The organism is Nocardiopsis sp. B62, assembly GCF_018070675.1.
In the GTDB taxonomy this organism is placed as follows: Bacteria; Actinomycetota; Actinomycetes; order Streptosporangiales; family Streptosporangiaceae; genus Nocardiopsis; species Nocardiopsis prasina.
The window spans coordinates 131722-148819 of the sequence record NZ_JAGPXK010000011.1 but is presented as its reverse complement, the minus strand read 5'-3'; the positions used below and the strand labels follow the sequence as shown (position 1 = coordinate 148819).

At 72.1% G+C, this 17098-nt stretch carries 14 protein-coding genes and 1 pseudogene; 5 read left to right on the top strand and 10 right to left on the bottom strand.

Annotation, left to right across the window (positions count from 1 at the left end):
- Positions 1-22: 22 nt before the first annotated feature.
- The 5 genes from KBX21_RS14370 to KBX21_RS14350 are packed head-to-tail and all read right to left on the bottom strand — an operon-like array spanning position 23 to position 7474.
- A complete protein-coding gene (locus KBX21_RS14370; RefSeq protein ID WP_049570433.1) occupies positions 23-1183 on the bottom strand; it encodes a VWA domain-containing protein in 1161 nt (386 codons plus the stop codon).
- Positions 1180-3534 (bottom strand): DUF5682 family protein, encoded by a 2355-nt coding sequence (locus tag KBX21_RS14365; protein ID WP_210842200.1) that lies wholly within the window; start codon positions 3532-3534, stop codon positions 1180-1182. Before KBX21_RS14365 ends, KBX21_RS14370 begins: the two co-directional genes overlap by 4 nt.
- Positions 3534-4655 carry an AAA family ATPase gene (locus KBX21_RS14360; protein WP_210842199.1) on the bottom strand — a complete coding sequence of 374 codons (1122 nt, stop codon included), beginning with the start codon at positions 4653-4655 and terminating at the stop codon, positions 3534-3536. The genes KBX21_RS14365 and KBX21_RS14360 overlap by 1 nt, the downstream gene beginning before the upstream one ends.
- The gene (locus KBX21_RS14355) at positions 4656-6227 is read right to left on the bottom strand and encodes a DUF5691 domain-containing protein (protein ID WP_307869215.1); all 1572 of its coding nucleotides are present in this window, start codon (positions 6225-6227) and stop codon (positions 4656-4658) included.
- Positions 6224-7474: an SWIM zinc finger family protein gene (locus tag KBX21_RS14350; RefSeq protein ID WP_210842232.1), complete on the bottom strand. Its 1251-nt coding sequence runs from the start codon at positions 7472-7474 to the stop codon at positions 6224-6226. Before KBX21_RS14350 ends, KBX21_RS14355 begins: the two co-directional genes overlap by 4 nt.
- Before the next feature lie 378 nt (positions 7475-7852).
- On the opposite strand from KBX21_RS14350, the gene KBX21_RS14345 reads away from it, so the two are divergent.
- Positions 7853-9277, top strand: a complete 1425-nt coding sequence (locus KBX21_RS14345; protein ID WP_049577641.1) for a cytochrome P450 — start codon at positions 7853-7855, stop codon at positions 9275-9277.
- A 313-nt stretch (positions 9278-9590) separates the two neighbouring features.
- Entirely contained in the window at positions 9591-10484 is an 894-nt protein-coding gene (locus tag KBX21_RS14340; protein ID WP_049577712.1) for an alpha/beta hydrolase, read from the top strand.
- 86 nt (positions 10485-10570) lie between these two features.
- Here KBX21_RS14340 and KBX21_RS14335 read toward each other — a convergent pair whose 3' ends face one another.
- Positions 10571-10999 (bottom strand): DoxX family protein, encoded by a 429-nt coding sequence (locus KBX21_RS14335; RefSeq protein WP_210842198.1) that lies wholly within the window; start codon positions 10997-10999, stop codon positions 10571-10573.
- A gap of 152 nt (positions 11000-11151) precedes the next feature.
- On the opposite strand from KBX21_RS14335, the gene KBX21_RS14330 reads away from it, so the two are divergent.
- Complete coding sequence (locus tag KBX21_RS14330) at positions 11152-11730, top strand: TetR/AcrR family transcriptional regulator (RefSeq protein ID WP_156208139.1); 579 nt, start codon at positions 11152-11154, stop codon at positions 11728-11730.
- Here the strand turns inward: KBX21_RS14330 and KBX21_RS14325 are convergent.
- On the bottom strand, positions 11611-12243 hold the full coding sequence (locus tag KBX21_RS14325; protein ID WP_307869214.1) for a TetR/AcrR family transcriptional regulator: 633 nt from the start codon (positions 12241-12243) through the stop codon (positions 11611-11613). The two genes, KBX21_RS14330 and KBX21_RS14325, sit on opposite strands and share 120 nt — an antisense overlap.
- Positions 12244-12331: 88 nt before the next feature.
- Here KBX21_RS14325 and KBX21_RS14320 point away from each other — a divergent pair, with 88 nt between their 5' ends.
- Positions 12332-12739 carry a nuclear transport factor 2 family protein gene (locus KBX21_RS14320; protein WP_049577654.1) on the top strand — a complete coding sequence of 136 codons (408 nt, stop codon included), beginning with the start codon at positions 12332-12334 and terminating at the stop codon, positions 12737-12739.
- Positions 12736-13572, top strand: coding sequence for an NAD(P)H-binding protein (locus tag KBX21_RS14315; protein WP_210842196.1), 837 nt, complete (start codon positions 12736-12738; stop codon positions 13570-13572). The genes KBX21_RS14320 and KBX21_RS14315 overlap by 4 nt, the downstream gene beginning before the upstream one ends.
- A 311-nt stretch (positions 13573-13883) precedes the next feature.
- On the opposite strand, the gene KBX21_RS14310 is transcribed toward KBX21_RS14315, so the two are convergent.
- The 3 genes and pseudogenes from KBX21_RS14310 to KBX21_RS14300 form a co-directional block, all read right to left on the bottom strand.
- Positions 13884-15206, bottom strand: a complete 1323-nt coding sequence (locus tag KBX21_RS14310; RefSeq protein ID WP_049577662.1) for an ABC transporter substrate-binding protein — start codon at positions 15204-15206, stop codon at positions 13884-13886.
- A gap of 11 nt (positions 15207-15217) precedes the next feature.
- Positions 15218-16237, bottom strand: a pseudogene (locus KBX21_RS14305) (branched-chain amino acid ABC transporter permease); the annotation flags it as partial.
- 3 nt (positions 16238-16240) lie between these two features.
- Complete coding sequence (locus KBX21_RS14300) at positions 16241-17092, bottom strand: branched-chain amino acid ABC transporter permease (protein ID WP_049577668.1); 852 nt, start codon at positions 17090-17092, stop codon at positions 16241-16243.
- Between the last annotated feature and the right edge of the window lie 6 nt (positions 17093-17098).

Sequence of the window (17098 nt, the reverse complement as noted above, 5' to 3'; positions counted from 1 at the left end):
TTCGGCCCCGCCCGGGGCCGGCTCACTCGTCCAGGTGCTTGTCGACCCAGGCGTCCAGGGGCTGGCCCTGGATCGCCGCGGCCATGAGCTCCGGGAAGGCGTCCGGGGTGCAGGCGAACGCCGGGACGCCGAGGTCGGCGAGGGCCGAGGCGTTCTGGCGGTCGTAGAACGGCGCGCCCTCGTCGGAGAGGGCCAGCAGGACCACCACCTGGACGCCCGCGGACTTCATGGCGGCCACCCGCTTCAGCATCTCGGCGCGGACGCCGCCCTCGTAGAGGTCGCTGATCAGGACGAAGATGGAGTCCTGCGGGCGGTCGATGAGCGTCTGGCTGTAGGCGATGGCCTTGTTGATGTTGGTGCCACCTCCGAGCTGGGTCCCGAAGAGCACCTCGACCGGGTCGGTGAGCTGGTCGGTGAGGTCGACGACCGCGGTGTCGAAGACGACCAGGGACGTCTTCAGCGTGCTCATGGAGGCGAGCACCGCGCCGAAGACGCTGGCGTAGACCACCGAGGAGGCCATCGAACCGCTCTGGTCGATGGCCAGGACCACGTCCTTCTGCACGCCCTGGCTGCGGCGCCCGTAACCCACGAGGGTCTGCGGGATCACCGTGTTGTGTTCGGGCAGGTAGTGCGCCAGGTTGCGGCGAATGGTGGCGTTCCAGTCGATGTCCGAGACCCGGCGGGGGCGGTGGGTGCGTGCGGAGCGGTCGATGGCACCGCGGATGACGGACCGGGTCTTCTGCGCGACCCTTCTCTCCAGGTCGTCGACGACCCCGCGCACGATCGTGCGGGCGCTCTCCCGCGCCTCGGCGGGCATCACCCGGTTGAGGGAGAGCAGGGTCCCGACCAGGTGCACGTCGGGCTCGACGGCCTCCATCATCTCCGGCTCCAGCAGGAGCTGGTGCAGCCCCATGCGGTCCATGGCGTCGGTCTGCATCACCTGCACAACGGTGGACGGGAAGTACTCCCGGATGTCGCCCAGCCAGCGTGCGACCCGGGGTGCGGAGGAGCCCAGGTCACCGGAGCGGTCGTCGCCCGAGGCGGCGGAGCCGTCGCCCTTGTTGTACAGGGCCGCCAGAGCGGAGTCCATGGTCTGGTCGCGCCCGGTCAGGGTCGCGCACTGGGACCTCTCCCCCAGGACCAGGCGCCAGCGGCGGGCGCGTTCGGTGGTTTCCGTACTCACGCGCGGCTCCCTTCGAGTAGTGCGGTCACGGCGGCCACGGCCGGTGCGGCGCGGCGGGTGTCGACGGGGCGGCGCACCCGCGCGGTGGTGGTCCGGCCGCCGTCCGCCCTGGTGATGGCGGTGCCGATCTCCTGGCGTTCGGCCGCGCCGAAGGCCCCGAAGGTGCGGCGCAGCAGCGGCAGGATCGCCACGAAGCGTTCCTCGGACAGGCTGAGCAGCCACGAGTCGATGAGGCCGAGCAGCCGCTCGTCGTGCACCAGGATCAGTCCGCTCCCCTGGAGGAAGCCCTCCAGCCAGGCGGCCGCGCGGGTGGGTTCGGTGCCGGGCGACATCGTGAGGCCGAGCCTGCGGTGCAGTTCCTCGGTGGTGATCCGGCCCGCGTCCGCGAGGATGCGGTTGACCCTCCCGGCGATCCGCCCCGGGACCTGGTCGCGGCGGGCGAGGGACTCCAGCGCCTCCGTCCAGCCGTGCGCGTCCCCGTCCAGGAGGGTGGCGGCACCGTGCGTCTGGTCGATCGCCCGGACGAACCGGGCCGCCGCGTCGTCGTCCAGCCCGCGCACCGCCGGGGCCAGGCCCACGCACACGCGGGCCAGGAGCTGTCGGGCGACCGCGCGCAGGTGCGCGCCGTCGGTCCCCCGCACGTTCCCGTACCGGGCCGATCGGGCCAACGGGGGGAGCGCCGACATCAGGTGGGTGATGTCGCTGTCGGTGGCCGCGCGGTCGGTGAGCAGGGAGAGCACGTCGGGCAGCGCGTCGCCGAGTTCGGCGAACAGACACTGTTCGGTCAGCGCGGTCAGGGTGGGCAGTTCGGCGTCGGCGGCGACCTCCACCACGCGGGCGGTGGCCGCCGAGACCACGGTGGTCCCCCAGGGCGCGGCCTCGATCAGCGCCACGTCCATGTCGGGGTCCCAGCGCAGCCGCCAGGACTCGCGGAAGGTCCCCTTCGAGTGGTGCTCTGCGGCGCGCGGCACCCCCCATTCGACGCCGAGCACGCGCAGCCGGTGCAGCAGGACGCTGCGTTCGCGCTGGCTCTCCTTGCGCAGGTCGAGGTCGAGGTCGCGGTCGAAGGCCTCGGGCTTGAGGCGGAGCCGTTTCTGCGCGGCCATGAGGTCGCGCTGCAACGGCACCATGGGGGTGTCCGGGGGCACCGAGCCGAGGCGTTCGCCGATCACCATCCGGCCGTGCACCAGGGCGGCCCGGCTCTGTTCGCCCTCGCAGAGGACGGCGGTGACCGCCTCGGAGACCTCGTCGATCCCGGCCAGCGGCCGTCCGCGCAGCACGGCCAGGCTCTCCGCGAGCCGAACACCCTCGATCACGTGCGAGGAGGAGACCGGCTGGCCCTCCTCGCGCAGCAGACGGGCGGCGTCGGTGAGCCACCGGTGGATCGGCAGATCGGGGGCGGTGAACAGGTGGTGGTACCAGCCGGGCGAGGTCACCCCGGCGCCGTAGCCGCTGGCGGTGGCGAGCCGCCCGTGCGTCCACGGCACCCAGGTGGCGGTGGTCCGCACCCTGGGCAGCCCCTTCAGGAGGGCGGCGTCGTCCTTGATCGGGTAGTCGTACAGGTCGCGCAGGGCGGGCGCGTGCCAGGCACCGCACACCACGGCCACCCGTTCGTACCCCTCCTTGAGCACGGCGCGCAGGGTCTGGCGCATGTGGGCCTCGCGGCGCGCGTCGCGCCCGGTCTCCGGACCGCTCTCGGCACGGACGGCCGCCATGGCGTCGGCGATCGCCGGGAAGGGCGAGGGTTCGCCGTCGCCGCGCTGTTCCACGACGTCGTCCCACCAGCGTTCGGCGTCGTCGTACCCGGCGGCCTCGGCGAGCACCCCGAGGGGGTCGGTACGAACCCTGCGGGGTTCGCTCTGGGGCGCGGGCCGGGCGTCCTCCTCCTGCCGGGCGTCCTCCTTCTCGGCGGCCCCCTTCTCCGCGGACTCCTCCGCAGCGGCCTCCTTCTGAGCAGCCTCCTCCTCCGCAGCCTCCGCCCGTTCGATCCGCTCCGCGATCGTGTGGGCGGCGGGCAGGTCGCAGAAGCGCACCGGTACTCCGCGTCCGTGGGCGTGCACCAGGGCCGCCCACTCCGGGGAGAAGGACGCGAACGGCCAGAACCCCCAGCCCTCCTTGGAGCGCGCCGTCCCCGCCTTGGGGGTGTCGGCCAGGTGGACCAGCAGGGCCACCGGCGGTTCCAGACCGCCCACCAGGGAGGTGATCGCGTCGGCCTCGGGCGGCCCCTCGATCAGTACGATGTCGGGCTTGATCTCGTCCAGGGCGGCCGCCACGGCCCGGGCCGAACCCGGACCGTGGTGGCGGACACCGAGGACACTGACCTTGTCGGTGCCCTGTCGGGGTCGTCCCATCAGGCGCCCACCTCGCGGCAGGCCCGGTAGAAGTCGTCCCAGCCGTCGCGCTCGCGGGCGACGGTCTCCAGGTACTCCCGCCAGACCACCCCGTCCGAGACGCGGTCCTGGACCACGGCGCCCTGGATTCCGGCGGCGACGTCGGCGGGACGCAGCAGCCCGTCACCGAAGTGGGCGGCGAGCGCGATGCCGTTGGTGATCACGGAGATCGCCTCGGCGGTGCTCAGGGTTCCGCTGGGTGACTTCACCTTGGTGGTGTTGTCCTCGGTGACTCCGGAGCGCAGCTCGCGGAAGACGGTGACCACGCGCTGGATCTCCGTGAGGCTGGTGGGCACCTCGGGCAGCTCCAGCGAGCGGCCCAGCTGCTCCACCCGCTGGGTGACGATGCGGACCTCGTCCTCCGCGCTGTCCGGGACGGGCAGGACCACGGTGTTGAAGCGGCGGCGCAGCGCGCTGGAGAGGTCGTTGACCCCCCGGTCACGGTCGTTGGCGGTCGCGATGACGTTGAATCCGCGCTGGGCCTGCACCTCGACGCCGAGCTCGGCCACGGGCAGCGCCTTCTCCGACAGCACCGTGATGAGGCCGTCCTGCACCTCGGAGGGCATACGGGTGAGTTCCTCGATGCGGCCGATCGCACCGCGCGACATGGCGGTCATGATCGGGCTGGGGACGAGTGCGGCCGCCGAGGGCCCCTCGGCGAGCAGGCGGGCGTAGTTCCAGCCGTACCGGACCGCCTCCTCGGAGGTCCCGGCGGTGCCCTGGACCAGCAGGGTGGAGTCACCGGAGACCGCCGCCGCGAGGTGTTCAGACAGCCAGGTCTTGGCCGTGCCGGGGACACCGATGAGCAGCAGGGCGCGGTCGGTGGCCAGGGTGGCCACGGCCACCTCGACCACCCGGCGCGAGCCGATGTACTTGGGCGTGATCTCGGTGCCGTCGTCGAGGGTGGTGCCCAGCAGGTACTGGGTGACCGCCCACGGGGAAAGACTCCAGCCCGGGGGGCGCTGGCGGTCGTCGGCCCCGGCCAGGGCCTTGAGCTCGGCGGCGTAGGTCTGCTCGGCGTGCGGGCGCAGCGCGCTGGCGGCGTCGGTGCTGATGCCAGAGCCGGTGGCGGAGGTGGTCAACTAGAGCTCCCTGTGCATTTCGAGCCGGAATCGGAGGGTGTCGCGGAGGCGGAGGTAGGCGGGGCCCTCCTCCTCGTGGGGTGGTTCCTTGGGCAGGAGGTCGAGGTGTTCGGGAGGCATGTGCTCGGCGGCGGCCTCGCAGAGGAAGCGGTAGCCGCGTGAGTCGCGCGTCCCGATCGGCCCGGTGAGTCGGCGCGTGACCTCGTCGGAGAGCGCGCGTGTCCACGGGGCGTCGACCGTGTGCAGGACCTCCCCGAGAACGTGGAGGTCGGTCCGCCCGGTGGTCGGTGCGCCCTCCACGGAGCCGAGTGCGGCCACGACCCGGTCGCACCGCTCCTGGACCGGAAGCGCGGCCAGGAGCTCCTGTGTGCGCGGCCACTCGCGGTGGCGACCCGCGGCGCGGAGCAGCGGGGCCAGCCCGGCCCCGGGGTGGTCGAGAACGGCGCGGGCCCAGTCCGGGACGGCCTGGAGGCAGGCCGCGTCGGCCAGGGCCTCGCGCAGGTCCTGCTCGTCCTCGGCCAGGTCGAGGACCCCGGCGGGGTCGGTTCCCAGGAAAGCGGTCCAGGTGTCCAGCGGCGCGTGGGTGATCAGGACGCGGCCGAGTTCCCAGCGGGCCCGGCGCGCCTCCGGCCGCTTCTTCGGCGGCACCAAGGCGAGGTCGCGGAGCTGGTCGGCGGTCGGGACGTCCATGTCGACCACGTCGACGGCGCGCGGGGGCCCCTGGTAGCGCCCGAGATGGGCCCTCAGGTGGGCGCGGAGGCGGTGCGCGTGGGCGCTGTCCGGCAGCCGGGTGAGCAGGGCCAGGGCGAGTCCGCGCACGCTGGCGGCGCGGTCGTCCAGGGCCTGGTCCAGCACCGCCTCGTCGTCGGGGCCGAGGCCGACCGCGAGGGCCTCCAGGAGGCCGCGTCGCTCCTCGCTCCTGCTCTCCTGTGGCAGGACCCCGGCGAGGAGGTCGCGGGCGGCCGCCGGGTCGGTGGCGCGCAGGGCGAACAGGGACCGACGGCGTTGCGCCGGGGTGCCCTCGTGCCAGGCGGCGTCGGTGTGCACGTCGGTGGCCAGGGGTTCGCGTGCGATGAACGACCACGCGGTGTTGTGCGAGGCCAGCCAGGTGCCGCGTTCCCCGACGACGGGGGCGACCAGGGGGCGCAGCGAGCTGTCACGGGAGGCGCGGTCCAGCAGGTCGGGGACATGGACGTGGCTGACCCTGCGTCCGCCCCGTGCGGCGGCGCCCAGCCACTCGGGGAGGAGTTCGGGGCGGGTGGCGAGGATGACGTCCAGCCGGTGGTTCGCGGCGGGCCCGACATCCGGACGTGTGTCGGGGGCGTCGGGGGTGACGGGTTCCGCCGTGTGCGCCGTGTATCCGGCGCGGGTGCGCACGGCGTCCAGGGCGACCAGGTCCAGCAGCCCGGCGGCGCCCTCGCGGGTGGCTGTGGGGAGGTCGGGCAGGTCCGGGACGGGGCGGCGGGTGGTGCCGACCAGCGCGGTGGAGACCAGCCGGTCCCAGGAGGGGGTCTCGGGGGAGGTCGTCCCTGGCTCGGGGGCCCGGGTCTGGTCGATGGGGGTCGGGTTCACAGCGCGACTGCCTTTCCGTCGGCGTCCCACAGGGTCATGGGGCTCAGGCCGGTGCCGGGCGACCATTCGGCGGCGATGGTGGTGGGGCGCCCGCCGGTGGCCGCGAGGAGCCGCCACAGTTCCCCCTGGTTCAGAGGCAGGGAGGCGCCCGTCGGGTCGGCCAGGTGCCAGCCCTCGGCTCGGGCTGGGACCGCGTTCTCCAGCACCACGGGCCAGGCCTCCAGCCACGGGTCCTCGGCCAGGGCCTCGGCGAAGGAATCCAGGGCCTGGTCAATGCCGCCTCCGGGCGGGGGCAAGGCCGGGCCCTCGGTTCCCTGGCCGGCCCGGACCGCCCGGCGGCCGTCCGGGTGGAAGGCGAGTTCGCCCTCGAACTCGGTGCCGGGACGGAAGGCGGAGTCGGGGGTCTGGGTGGGCGGGGCGAAGGTGAGGGAGAGGGCGAGGCGGCCGGTCGAGGCCCCGTGCAGCCACTGGCGGCGGCCGCGCATGCGGTCCGGGGTGATGGCGTCACGGTGTCCGAGCACCCGCCATGTGTCCCGCACCCGTTCACCGCTGGCCAGGACCTCCTCGGAGCGGGTCGGGATGCCCACCCGGGAGCGCAGCACCGCCCGGAACCGGGGGTCGCCGTCCTCACCCGCGAGGTAGGCGTCGGTCAGCAGGTGCAGCATGCCCAGGCGTTCCAGGAGGCGATCCGGCCAGCGGTCGGCCCCGCCGTTCTGGGGGAGCTGGGTGACCAGGGACGCGGCGCCGCCCGCCTTGGCGTCCACCAGGCGCTTGGCCATACGGTCCCAGTGCCCGTAGCCGAGTTTGGGGACCTCGGCGAGGCCGCCGTCCACCTGGTCGTGCAGCCAGAGCCGGAGCTCCTCCAGCCCGGCGGCGACCGTCTTCTCCCGGGCGCGCAGGGTGGCGGCGGCCCTGTCCGGGTCGACCGGGGCGGCCGCGGCCGCGCCGCTCGCGCGCTCCTGTCTGGCGACCCTGCCGGAGAGCCACGTCGTGACCCATTCGGGCCGGTCCTCGCGCTCGGCCACGGTGTCCTGGCTCCACAGGGAGAGCAGGGCCAGGACGTGTTTACAGGGGAACTTGCGGCTGGGGCAGCTGCACTTGTAGGCGGGTCCGCCGTCCCCGTCCAGGTGCGCGGCCGCCAGGTAGGGCTTGCTCCCGCTCCCCTTGCACTCACCCCAGACCGCCGAGGTGCCGCCGCCGTCGGCGACCACCACTCCGCTCTGGGGCCACGATCCCGCCTTGGCCACCTTGAGTGCGGCCTTGTGTGAAGAGGGGTCCGGAGCCAGAGCCCAGACTTCGTCGGTACTCCATCGATCGCTCACACAGGTAACTCTAGGGATCACCAGTGACAATCCGGCACTCTCGGGACAGCCACCCAGCGCGGGACAAAAGAGAAGAAACAAACTCCGGGAACGAAAGGGACGACGCGAATAATCCGTTCCTGTTGAAAATCGGGTGTCGACAAACCTAGAATGCCACGACCAGGTTGGCTCGATCCCCGGCCGCCGCCCCGAAGCGATTTCGGGATCTCCCGCTTCCCCCTTCCCGTCACCATGACAGAGCCACGTCTCCTCGAAGGGAGGGAAGCGGCCCCGTGAATGTGTTCCGGGTGTCCGCCACCCGAAATGACCACGACTCAGCACGGTGAATCCCAGAACTCGGAGTCGGGCGCGGAACAGGGCGCCCAGGCCCCCGGTCCCCCCTCCGCCCAGGGCTGCCCGGTCGACCACGTCCGCCTCTACGACCCCACCCCGCACGAGGGGCGCGCCGAACTCTGGCAGCACCTGCGCGAACGGCACGGGCCGATCGCCCCGGTCCAGTTGGAGCCCGGAGTGCGCGCCTGGCTCCTGCTCGGTTACCAGGAGAGCCTCGCCGTCCTCCAGCAGCCGCACCTGTTCTCCCGGGACACCCGCAACTGGCGCGAGGCGACCGAGGGACGCGTCGACCTCGACAACACCGTCGCGATGATGACCTGGCTGCCCAACGCCTTCTACGCGGACGGCTCCGAGCACGCCCGGCTGCGCGCGCCCATCATGGACGGGCTGGCCAGGATCGACATGACCGCGATGGCCCGCACCGTGCACCGGATCGCCGACGGCCTGGTCGACCGGTTCGTCAAGGACGGCGAAGCCGACCTCGTGAGCGACTACGCCCAGCTGCTCCCCGCCCTGGTGGCCAACCGGCTCTTCGGCCTGCCCGACAGCTACGGCCACATGCTCAACGACCTCACCGCGGTCATCTTCAGCGAGAACTCCCAGCGCTCGGAGGACTCCATCACCGGCCTGCAGCAGTACTTCGCCGGCCTGGTGGCCCGCAAGGCCGACAAGCCCGGGCACGACCTGACCAGCTGGATGCTCGAACGCTCCACGGACCTCACCCTGGAGGAGGTCGCCTACGCGGCGTCCCTGGTGGTCAGCGCCAGCCACATGATGACCGTCCACCTCATCGGCAACACGATGCGCACTCTGCTGACCGACGACCGCATCCGCTCCGCCAACACGGACGCGCGTCTGTCCACGCACGACCTCCTGGACCACATCATGTGGAACGACAGCCCCCTCCAACTCCTGGCCGGACGGGTCGCCCTCCAGGACGTGCGGATCGGCAACGCGCGGGTGCGCAAGGGCGACGCCCTCTACCTCGGGGTCGACGCCGCGCACCGCGACCCGGCCGTGCGGCGGGGCAGGTCGGACCCGGACACCGGAGTGTCCAGCGGCAGCCGCGCGCACCTGACCTTCGGGGCCGGGCCGCACAGCTGCCCCGCGCGGTCGCTGGGCCGCCTCGTGGCCTCGACCGGGGTGACCGTCCTCCAGGAGCGGCTGGGCGGGCTGCGGCTCGCGGTGCCCCCGGAGGAGCTGCGCCTGCTGACGTCACCGTTCCTGCACGGGGCGCGGGAACTGCCCGTCACGTTCACCCCCGGGCCCCTGAGCGAGCCGCCCGAGCTCCAGACCCAGGAGATGGAGCAGGTCCCGGCGGTCGCAGAGGAGGAGCAGCCGCCAGAGGACCTGTTGGGCAGGCTGCTCAGCTGGTGGCGCGGTATGGGCCGGTGAAACGGTGGTCGTCCCCTTTTCGAACGCGTGAACTGGGGCGCCGCAAGCACTGGTGGTTCAACGGATGCGTGTTCACACCTTCGTCTTCATAGTGAACGCACGCCCACGGAACGGATGCGAATCCCGTGCGTTCCTCCCTCGAATACCGACGGGAAAACGGATCCGTGGCGTCCACGGCGAGCCGTGGATTCCCGCTGCGCGAGAAAAGGAAGACGACGTGAGTACCGACCATCCCCTGTCCCCCGTGTCCCCCTCACCGGTACCCCGCACCGCCCGCTCCCGCCGGAGCGCCCCCGCCCACCCGACCGCTCAGGTGCCGCGCACCCGTTCCTGGGCGGCGGCGCTCGCCGCGAAGTCCGCTCTGGTGGTGGGTCTGGCCCTGTTCGGCGCGGGTGCGGCCGTCGCACCGGCGCAGGCCGCCAACCCGCACGAACGCGGTCCGGCCCCGACGGAGCAGAGCGTCACCGCGCCCCGGGGCCACTTCGACACCGCCACGACCTCCGTGTCCTCCCTCGTGAGCGGCTTCGGCGGCGGAACCATCTACTATCCGACCGATACCTCCCAGGGCACCTTCGGCGGCGTGGTGGTCGCCCCCGGTTACACCGCCGGTCAGTCGTCCATGTCCTGGTACGGGCACCGCTTCGCCTCGCAGGGCTTCGTGGTGTTCACCATCGACACGAACACCCGGTACGACCAGCCGAACAGTCGGGGCCGCCAGTTGGAGGCCGCTCTGGACTACCTGGCCGACAGCAGTTCGGTGAGCGACCGCGTGGACAGTGACCGCATGGCCGTCATGGGGCACTCGATGGGCGGTGGCGGCACCCTGGCCGCCGTCGACTCGCGGCCGGAGCTGCGCGCGGCGATCCCTCTGACCCCCTGGCACACGCAGAAGAACTGGTCGAGCGTGCAGACGCCCACGCTGGTCGTCGGCGCCCAGAACGACGTCACCGCGTCGGTCCGCTCGCACGCCATCCCGATGTACGAGAGCCTGCCCAGCTCTCTGGACCGGGCCTACCTGGAGCTGCGCGGCGCGAGCCACTTCGCGCCGAACGTCTCCAACACCACCATCGCGAAGTACGGCATCTCGTGGCTCAAGCGGTTCGTGGACGACGACGAGCGCTATGAGCAGTTCCTGTGCCCGCCGCCCCGCACGGGGATCGGCACCGACTTCTCCGACTACCGGGACTCCTGCCCGCACGGCGGCTGATCCTGCGTCGGGTCGTCGAGATGAGACCCGGTCGGGGCCGGTGGGGATCCCCTCCCCACCGGCCCCTTCCCATGGTCGCCGTCATCTCACGCCCTGGGCTTCAGGGGCACCCGGGTCCAGCGGCCCCAGGCCACCAGGACCGCAAGGACGAGCACGACCACGTTGAAGAGGACGTCGGTCTCGCCCCGGAGGAGGTGGAAGGCGATGGCGGACACCTGGAGCCCGGCGCATCCGGCGGCGGCCAGGACGGTCACCCCCGGCAGGACGCGGGTGAGCGCGGGGAGGAGGACCCCGAGCCCTCCGAGGACGTCGAGTACGGACGTCACGAGGAAGAGCGGCAGGGGTGTCTCCCCGACCCACGGGAAGACCTCCGCGACCTGCGCCAACGGCGTGGCCAGTTTCCAGACTCCCCCGCCGACGAACACCAGCGCCAGGGCCCACTGCGCGACCCACAGGGTGGTGTTCAGGCCCCGGGGCGCGGAGGAACCGCTCCGCGGCGGATCGGTCTTCGTCATGGCGTCGCTCGTCTCTCACTCGTCTCGCGGTCGGAACCCCGGACTCCCGAGAGGCCCCTGCCGCCAGCATTTAAATGAACTACTCGTACAGTAATGTACTAGTGGTTCAGAATCTACCGCCGCGTCCAGAGGACCCCGGTAGGATCACGGCCATGGGAGAGAGGAAGGCGTCCGGCGAGGACCCCCGGGTCCAGCGCACGCACCGTGACGTGGTCGACGCCGCGGTGCGGCTGTTCGCGGACGAGGGATGGGCCGCCGTCACCCACGCGGAGGTGGCGCGCAGGGCCGGCTACTCCAAGGCGACCGTCTACGCGCACTGGCCGACACGCCTGGACCTGATGCGGGCGTCCGTCGGCAGGATCTGCGACGAGACCGACCACCCCGAACCCACCGGGGACCTGCGCGCGGACCTCGTCGACGGGTTGGTCGACTTCGCCGAGGACCTGGCGGGCGGGCACCTGGACCGGGTCCTCGGGGGACTCCTGGAGCGCAGCGGCAGCGACCCGGCGGTGGACGAACTCCGCCGCAGGCTCTACGAGGCGGGAACCAGTTCACTGGCGTCGGTGCTGCGCGCCCACCTGCCCGCCGAGGACGTCGAACCGTCCCTGGCGCTACTGGTGGGGGGCGTCCTGGCCAGGATCTCCTTCCAGGCGGAGCCGTCCTCCCGCGCCTTCGTGGAGGACCTCGTCGATCGGGTCCTCTCCTCCTCCGGTCGCCTCGACCCCGCCTGACCGGCCCAGGACGGACCGCGCCAGTTCGCGGAGGCCCTCCCTCGGGTCCACTCCGGACTCCTCCCGTACGTACTCGACCAGGTCGCCACGCACGGCGGCCAACAGCGCGTGTGCGAGGAAGTCAGCGTTGCGCGGCCCCCGGGCCCGGCTGACCAGGTCCGCCAGGTGCCGGTGGAGCCGGTCGTAGCTCTCGTTGCCGTACGGACTGGCGAAGCCCTCCTGCTCCAGCGCCAGCGCCAGCACCCGGTGTCGCCGCTTGAAGTCCCAGACACGGGTCAGCAGGTCCGGCACGTTCTCGGGCAGGGCCTGGAACTCATGGGCGGCGTACTGGTCGTACAGCGCCCGAATCAGGCCACTGCGGTCACCGAAGCCGCGGAAGACCGTGCCCTTGCCGACCCCCGCGGCCCCCGCCACCGCGTCCATCGAGATCTGGTCGGGGTCGGCCGCCTCGTCGAACAGACGGGCCGCCGCCGCCAGAATCGCCTCTCGGTTACGCGCCTTGTCCGCCCGCACGGACCCCACCCCCAAAACGGACCGATAGTCCGCTATAGTCGAAACGGACCAGTGGTCCGATTATGCGTCACAGCTTAGAGGAGCAACTGTGCCCGACAGCCCCACGACGGTCTTCCGCCGCGCCACCGAACACCTGCTCTCCCACGACATGCGGGCCTTCACCGCCCTGTACGCCGAGGACGCCGTGATGGAGTTCCCCTTCGCGCCCCCGGGGGCTCCCCGGCGCCTCGAAGGCCGAGAGACGATCGAGGCCTACCTGGCCGGTTACACCGACAAGCTCAACGTCCAGAGCGTGCACGACGTCACCGTCCACCAGACCACCGTCCCGGAGGTCATCGTCGCCGAACTGGCGGTGAGCGGACGCAGGGTCCCCACCGACGCACCCTACACAGCCCGTTACGTGGCCGTTCTGACGATCTCCGGCGGCCTGATCCGGCACTACCGTGACTACTGGAACCCGCTCGACTTCGGATCGGACGCGGAGGCCGCGCTGTGACGATCCTGATCACCGGCGCCACCGGGACGACCGGCTCCCGCCTCGCCCGCCTCCTGGACCACCACGCCGCCCCCGTCCGACGGGCAGGGCGCTCCCCCGGCACCGACGTGCGCTTCGACTGGGCCGACCCGACCACCCACGCTGACGCTCTACGGGGCGTCCGGGCGGTGTACCTGGTGGCTCCCCCCGGTGCCGCCGACCCGGAGACCCCGGTCATCCCGTTCCTGGAGACCGCCCGCGCCGAGGGGGTGGAGCGGGTGGTCCTGCTCGGCTCGTCCGCGGTGCCGATCGGAGCCCCGGGACTCGGCGCGCTCGGAGCTCGCCTGGGCTCCTTCGTCCCCCACCCGGTGGTTCTGCGTCCCACCTGGTTCTCCAGCAACTTCACCGGCGACCACCCGCACGCCGATTCCCACCGGCGCGACGGTGAGATCGTCAGCGCGACAGGGCGGGGCAGGACCCCCTTCATCGACCCGGGTGACATCGCGGCGGTCGCGGCGCGTGCGCTCATGGGCGAGGTTCCGGCCGGGGCCGACCTGGTGCTGACCGGGCCGCGACCGTTGAGCTTCGACGAGGTCGCCGCCACGCTGGCCGAGGCGACCGGACGTCCGGTTCGGCACCGCCGTGTCAGCGTGGCCGAGCTGTCCCGGCTCCATCAGGGGTACGGGCTGCCCGCTCGGTTCGCGGACCTGCTGGCCGCCATGGACGAGCGGATCGCCGCCGGGGCGGAGGACCGCACGACCACGGTGGTGGAGGACGTCACCGGCAGGGCGCCCCGCTCCTTCCCCGAGTTCGTCTCGGACTCACTCGGCGCCGGGACGGGTCCTCCGGCCTAGATCCGTCGTACGGCGCGCTGGACGCGCGCTCGTCTCGCGGGTTCCGGATCGACCAGGCGCCCCCTCCGGAGCGACCTGATCGACCCGCGTTCCCGGGGCCCTCCCACTCCACGGAAGAGGCGTCCGCGTCCCGTCCTCCCGCACGGGAGGACAGGGCGCGGCACGCGGTGAACGGAGCGGGGGAAGCACCCTCGGGGCCCGAGATCACGGCCGCCGCGACGGCTGCCCGGACTGGGCCCTGTCTTTGGATGATTCCGCGCTCGCGATGTCGGCTCCGCCGACACCAGCGAAAGCATCCAGAACAACAGGACCTAGTCGTGGAAGGGCAGGTCCTGCGGGGAGAGCCGCTCGAAGTCGACCTCCTCGACGGGGCCGTCCTCGCGGTCGGTCACCCGGGCCTCCTGGACCATCTCGATGGCGCCGCCCGCCTCGAACCGCACGACGTACACGCCCTGGTGGCCGCCGTGGTCACCCTCACTGGAGGAGAAGGGTGTGAAGCCCGGACCCTGCCACTCCTGGGTCTCCAGGGCGTCGACCAGGGACTGGCGGGTGAGGTCCTCCCCCGCTGACATCAGGACCTGGGCGAACATGACGGCCTGGGTCATGCCGAACATGTGCGTGTTGGTGGGCGGCCCACCGTGTCCGTACTCCTCGTACACGTCCACGAAGAACCGGCCCCACTCGTCGTCCTCGTCCTCGACGCGCGGCATGTAGCTCGTCACGACCGCCCCTTCGAGGAAGGCGTCGGCCGGGACGCCCTCAGCGTCGGTGTCCTCGGTGAACTCGGTGAGCAGCGCCTGGAGCGTGGCGGTGTCCCCGCCGATGCTGGAGATCACCCACTGGGGCTCGTAGCCGATCCGGGCGGCCTCGAGCATGCCGAGCGCGACGAAGGCCGGAATGCAGGAGCAGACGACCACCTCCGCTCCGGCGTTCTCCAACTCCGCCATCTGCGAGCCGAGGTCGGGGATGTCCGACTCGTAGTGCTCGCGGGCCACGACCTCGGCGGACAGGTACTGGTCGAGTCCGGCCTGGGAGTCCTCGCCGACGTCGTCGTTCTGGAACAGGTACCCGACGTCCTGCCCGGCGAAGTTCTCGGTGATGTACTCGCCCTGGATCTTGGCTTCCTTGGTGTAGTCGGTCTGCCAGCCGTAGGTGAGCGGGTGCTCCTCCGTGTTGTTCCAGGCCAGGGCCCCCGAGGCCGGGAAGACGTCGGGCACCCCCTCGTCGTTGAGGTAGTCGATGACACCGCCGTGGGTGGGCGTGCCGAGGCCGCCCACCATCGCGAAGATCTCGTCCTCGATGACCAGTTGGCGGGTGACGTCGATGGTCCGGGAGGGGTCGTAGCCGTCGTCCTCGACCCGGTAGTCGATCCGCCTCCCGTTGACCCCGCCCTGATCGTTCACGTAGTCGAACACGGCCCCCGCTCCCTGGGAGACCGCCAGGTACCCGGGGGCGGCCGGACCGGTGAGCGGTTGGTGGGTGCCGATGACGACGGCGTCGTCCGTGACGCCCGGCGCCACGTCCAGGTCGACGTCGGCGCCCTGGCCGACCTCGCCCGCGCCCGAGCAGGCCGCGGCCAGCATGACCAGGGCCAGGGCCGGGGCCAACAGGACCCGGGTTCCGTGTTCGCGCATGGTTGTCTCCTTCACTGGGGGGTTCTCGAGGAGGTGTCGGAGCGGACCGCCCGAAGGCGGGCTCCGAGGCTTCGGAGGGCGCCGTGGACGCCGAGGGGCCAAAAGCGCAGGACGAGGATGAGCACGACGCCGAAGAACACCACCGGCAGGTTGTTCTCGGCGTTGCGTCCCAGGTTCGCCGCCCGTGCGAGGTCGGTGGCCCACACGTCCAGGTAGACGATGGCGATCGAGGCCCACAGCGCGCCCCACAGGCTGCCGATGCCGCCGAGCACGAGCGCGGCGAGCAGGGTCAGCGAGAGCACGAGGGTGAAGCTGCTGGGGGTGACGGTGCCGAGTACGTAGGCCTGGAGGCCTCCGGCCAGGCCACCCGCTGCGGAGGCGATCACGAAGGCGACGACCTTGGTGGCGCCGACCGGGACGCCCGCCATGGCGGCGGCGGTCTCGTCGTCCCGGATGGCGCGCATGCGGCGGCCGAGGCGCCCGGCGGAGATCGTGGCGAGCGCGGCGAGGCCGAGCACGACCGTGGTCCACACGACCAGGGCCCGCCACTCGCTGGTGGTCACGAGTCCGTCGAGGAACGGCGGGGCTCCGGCGGTACGGATGTTGAGGCCGTTGCTGCCGCCGAGGAACGCGTGGAAGCGGTGGGCCAGCCCCGGCAGGCCGACGGCGAGAATGAGTGTGGCCCCGGCCAGGTAGGGGCCGTGCAGACGCGCGCTGGCGGCGCCGACCGCGACACCGGCCACGACGGACACCACGACGATGACGCCGAGGTTGACGGCCAGCGGCAGGGTCGGCTGGTGCAGAACCAGCAGCGCCATGGAGTAGGCGCCGATCATCATGAACGCGCCGTGGCCGAGGGAGACCTGTCCGGAGCCGCCGACCAGCAGTTGGAGTCCGGCGACGGCGAGCATGGTGTACCCGACCGCGGCGATGCGCAGGGCGGTGAGGTCGCCGGTCACGGACAGCAGCCCGGCGACGGCGGCCAGTCCGAGGGCGGCCAGTAGCAGGTGGCGGACGGGCAGGGGCATGGCTGGCTAGACCTTTCGCGCGGTCGGTCGGGAGAGGATGCCGTCGGGGCGCACGCTCAGGACGGCCACGACGATGACGAGGGCGGCGAGGGTCGCCAGTTCGGGCCCCAGGAATCCGGAGACGTACGACATGCCGAGCCCGATGAGCAGACCGCCGATCACGGCGCCGAAGGGGTTGTCCAGGCCGCCCACCACCGCCGCCGTGATCCCGAAGACGAACACGACGTCGAAGACGTTCGGCGAGATGAACGGCGGCCCGGCGAGCATGCCCGCCAGCGCGCCGATGAGGGAGGCGATGCCCCAGCCCGCCGTGAGCATGAGGCCGACCCGCACCCCGCTGAGCCGGGCCGCCTCCGGGTGGAAGGCGGCGGCACGCATCCGCAGTCCGAGGGGTGTGAACCGGTACAGGGCGAACAGCAGGAGGGCGACCACCCCCACGGAGACCAGGGCGAACACGTCCGAGGGGGCGAAGCGGCCCACGTAGCTGAACGCGTAGCGGAAGCCGTGCTGCTCGTTGCCCCAGACCATGCCGACACCGCCCTGGACCACCAGGAGGAGGCCGAGGGTGACGATGATGGCGTTGAGCTGGGAGGTGCGGGCGATGGGACGGATGATGACGCGCTCCACGAAGGCGCCGACCAGCAGGCCGGCCGTCAGGGCGGCGGCGAACCCGAGCCAGTAGGAACCGGTGAGCTGGGTGACCGTGTAGGCGGTGTAGACGGACAGCAGCGCGAGCGCGGGCTGGGCGAAGTTCACCAGCCGGGTGGCCTGGTAGATGATCACCAGGGACAGCGCCAGTGCCGCGTAGGCCGCCCCGGAGGCCAGCCCGTTGAGGGTCAGGGTGACGAAGTAGTTCATGGGGTC

What these genes read in the sequence shown, in the direction of transcription:
- KBX21_RS14365 (WP_210842200.1), bottom strand. Translation starts at nt 3,534, where the DNA reads ATGGGACGACCCCGACAGGGCACCGACAAGGTCAGTGTCCTCGGTGTC.
- KBX21_RS14345 (WP_049577641.1), top strand. Translation starts at nt 7,853, where the DNA reads ATGACCACGACTCAGCACGGTGAATCCCAGAACTCGGAGTCGGGCGCG.
- KBX21_RS14335 (WP_210842198.1), bottom strand. Translation starts at nt 10,999, where the DNA reads ATGACGAAGACCGATCCGCCGCGGAGCGGTTCCTCCGCGCCCCGGGGC.
- KBX21_RS14330 (WP_156208139.1), top strand. Translation starts at nt 11,152, where the DNA reads ATGGGAGAGAGGAAGGCGTCCGGCGAGGACCCCCGGGTCCAGCGCACG.
- KBX21_RS14310 (WP_049577662.1), bottom strand. Translation starts at nt 15,206, where the DNA reads ATGCGCGAACACGGAACCCGGGTCCTGTTGGCCCCGGCCCTGGCCCTG.
- KBX21_RS14300 (WP_049577668.1), bottom strand. Translation starts at nt 17,092, where the DNA reads ATGAACTACTTCGTCACCCTGACCCTCAACGGGCTGGCCTCCGGGGCG.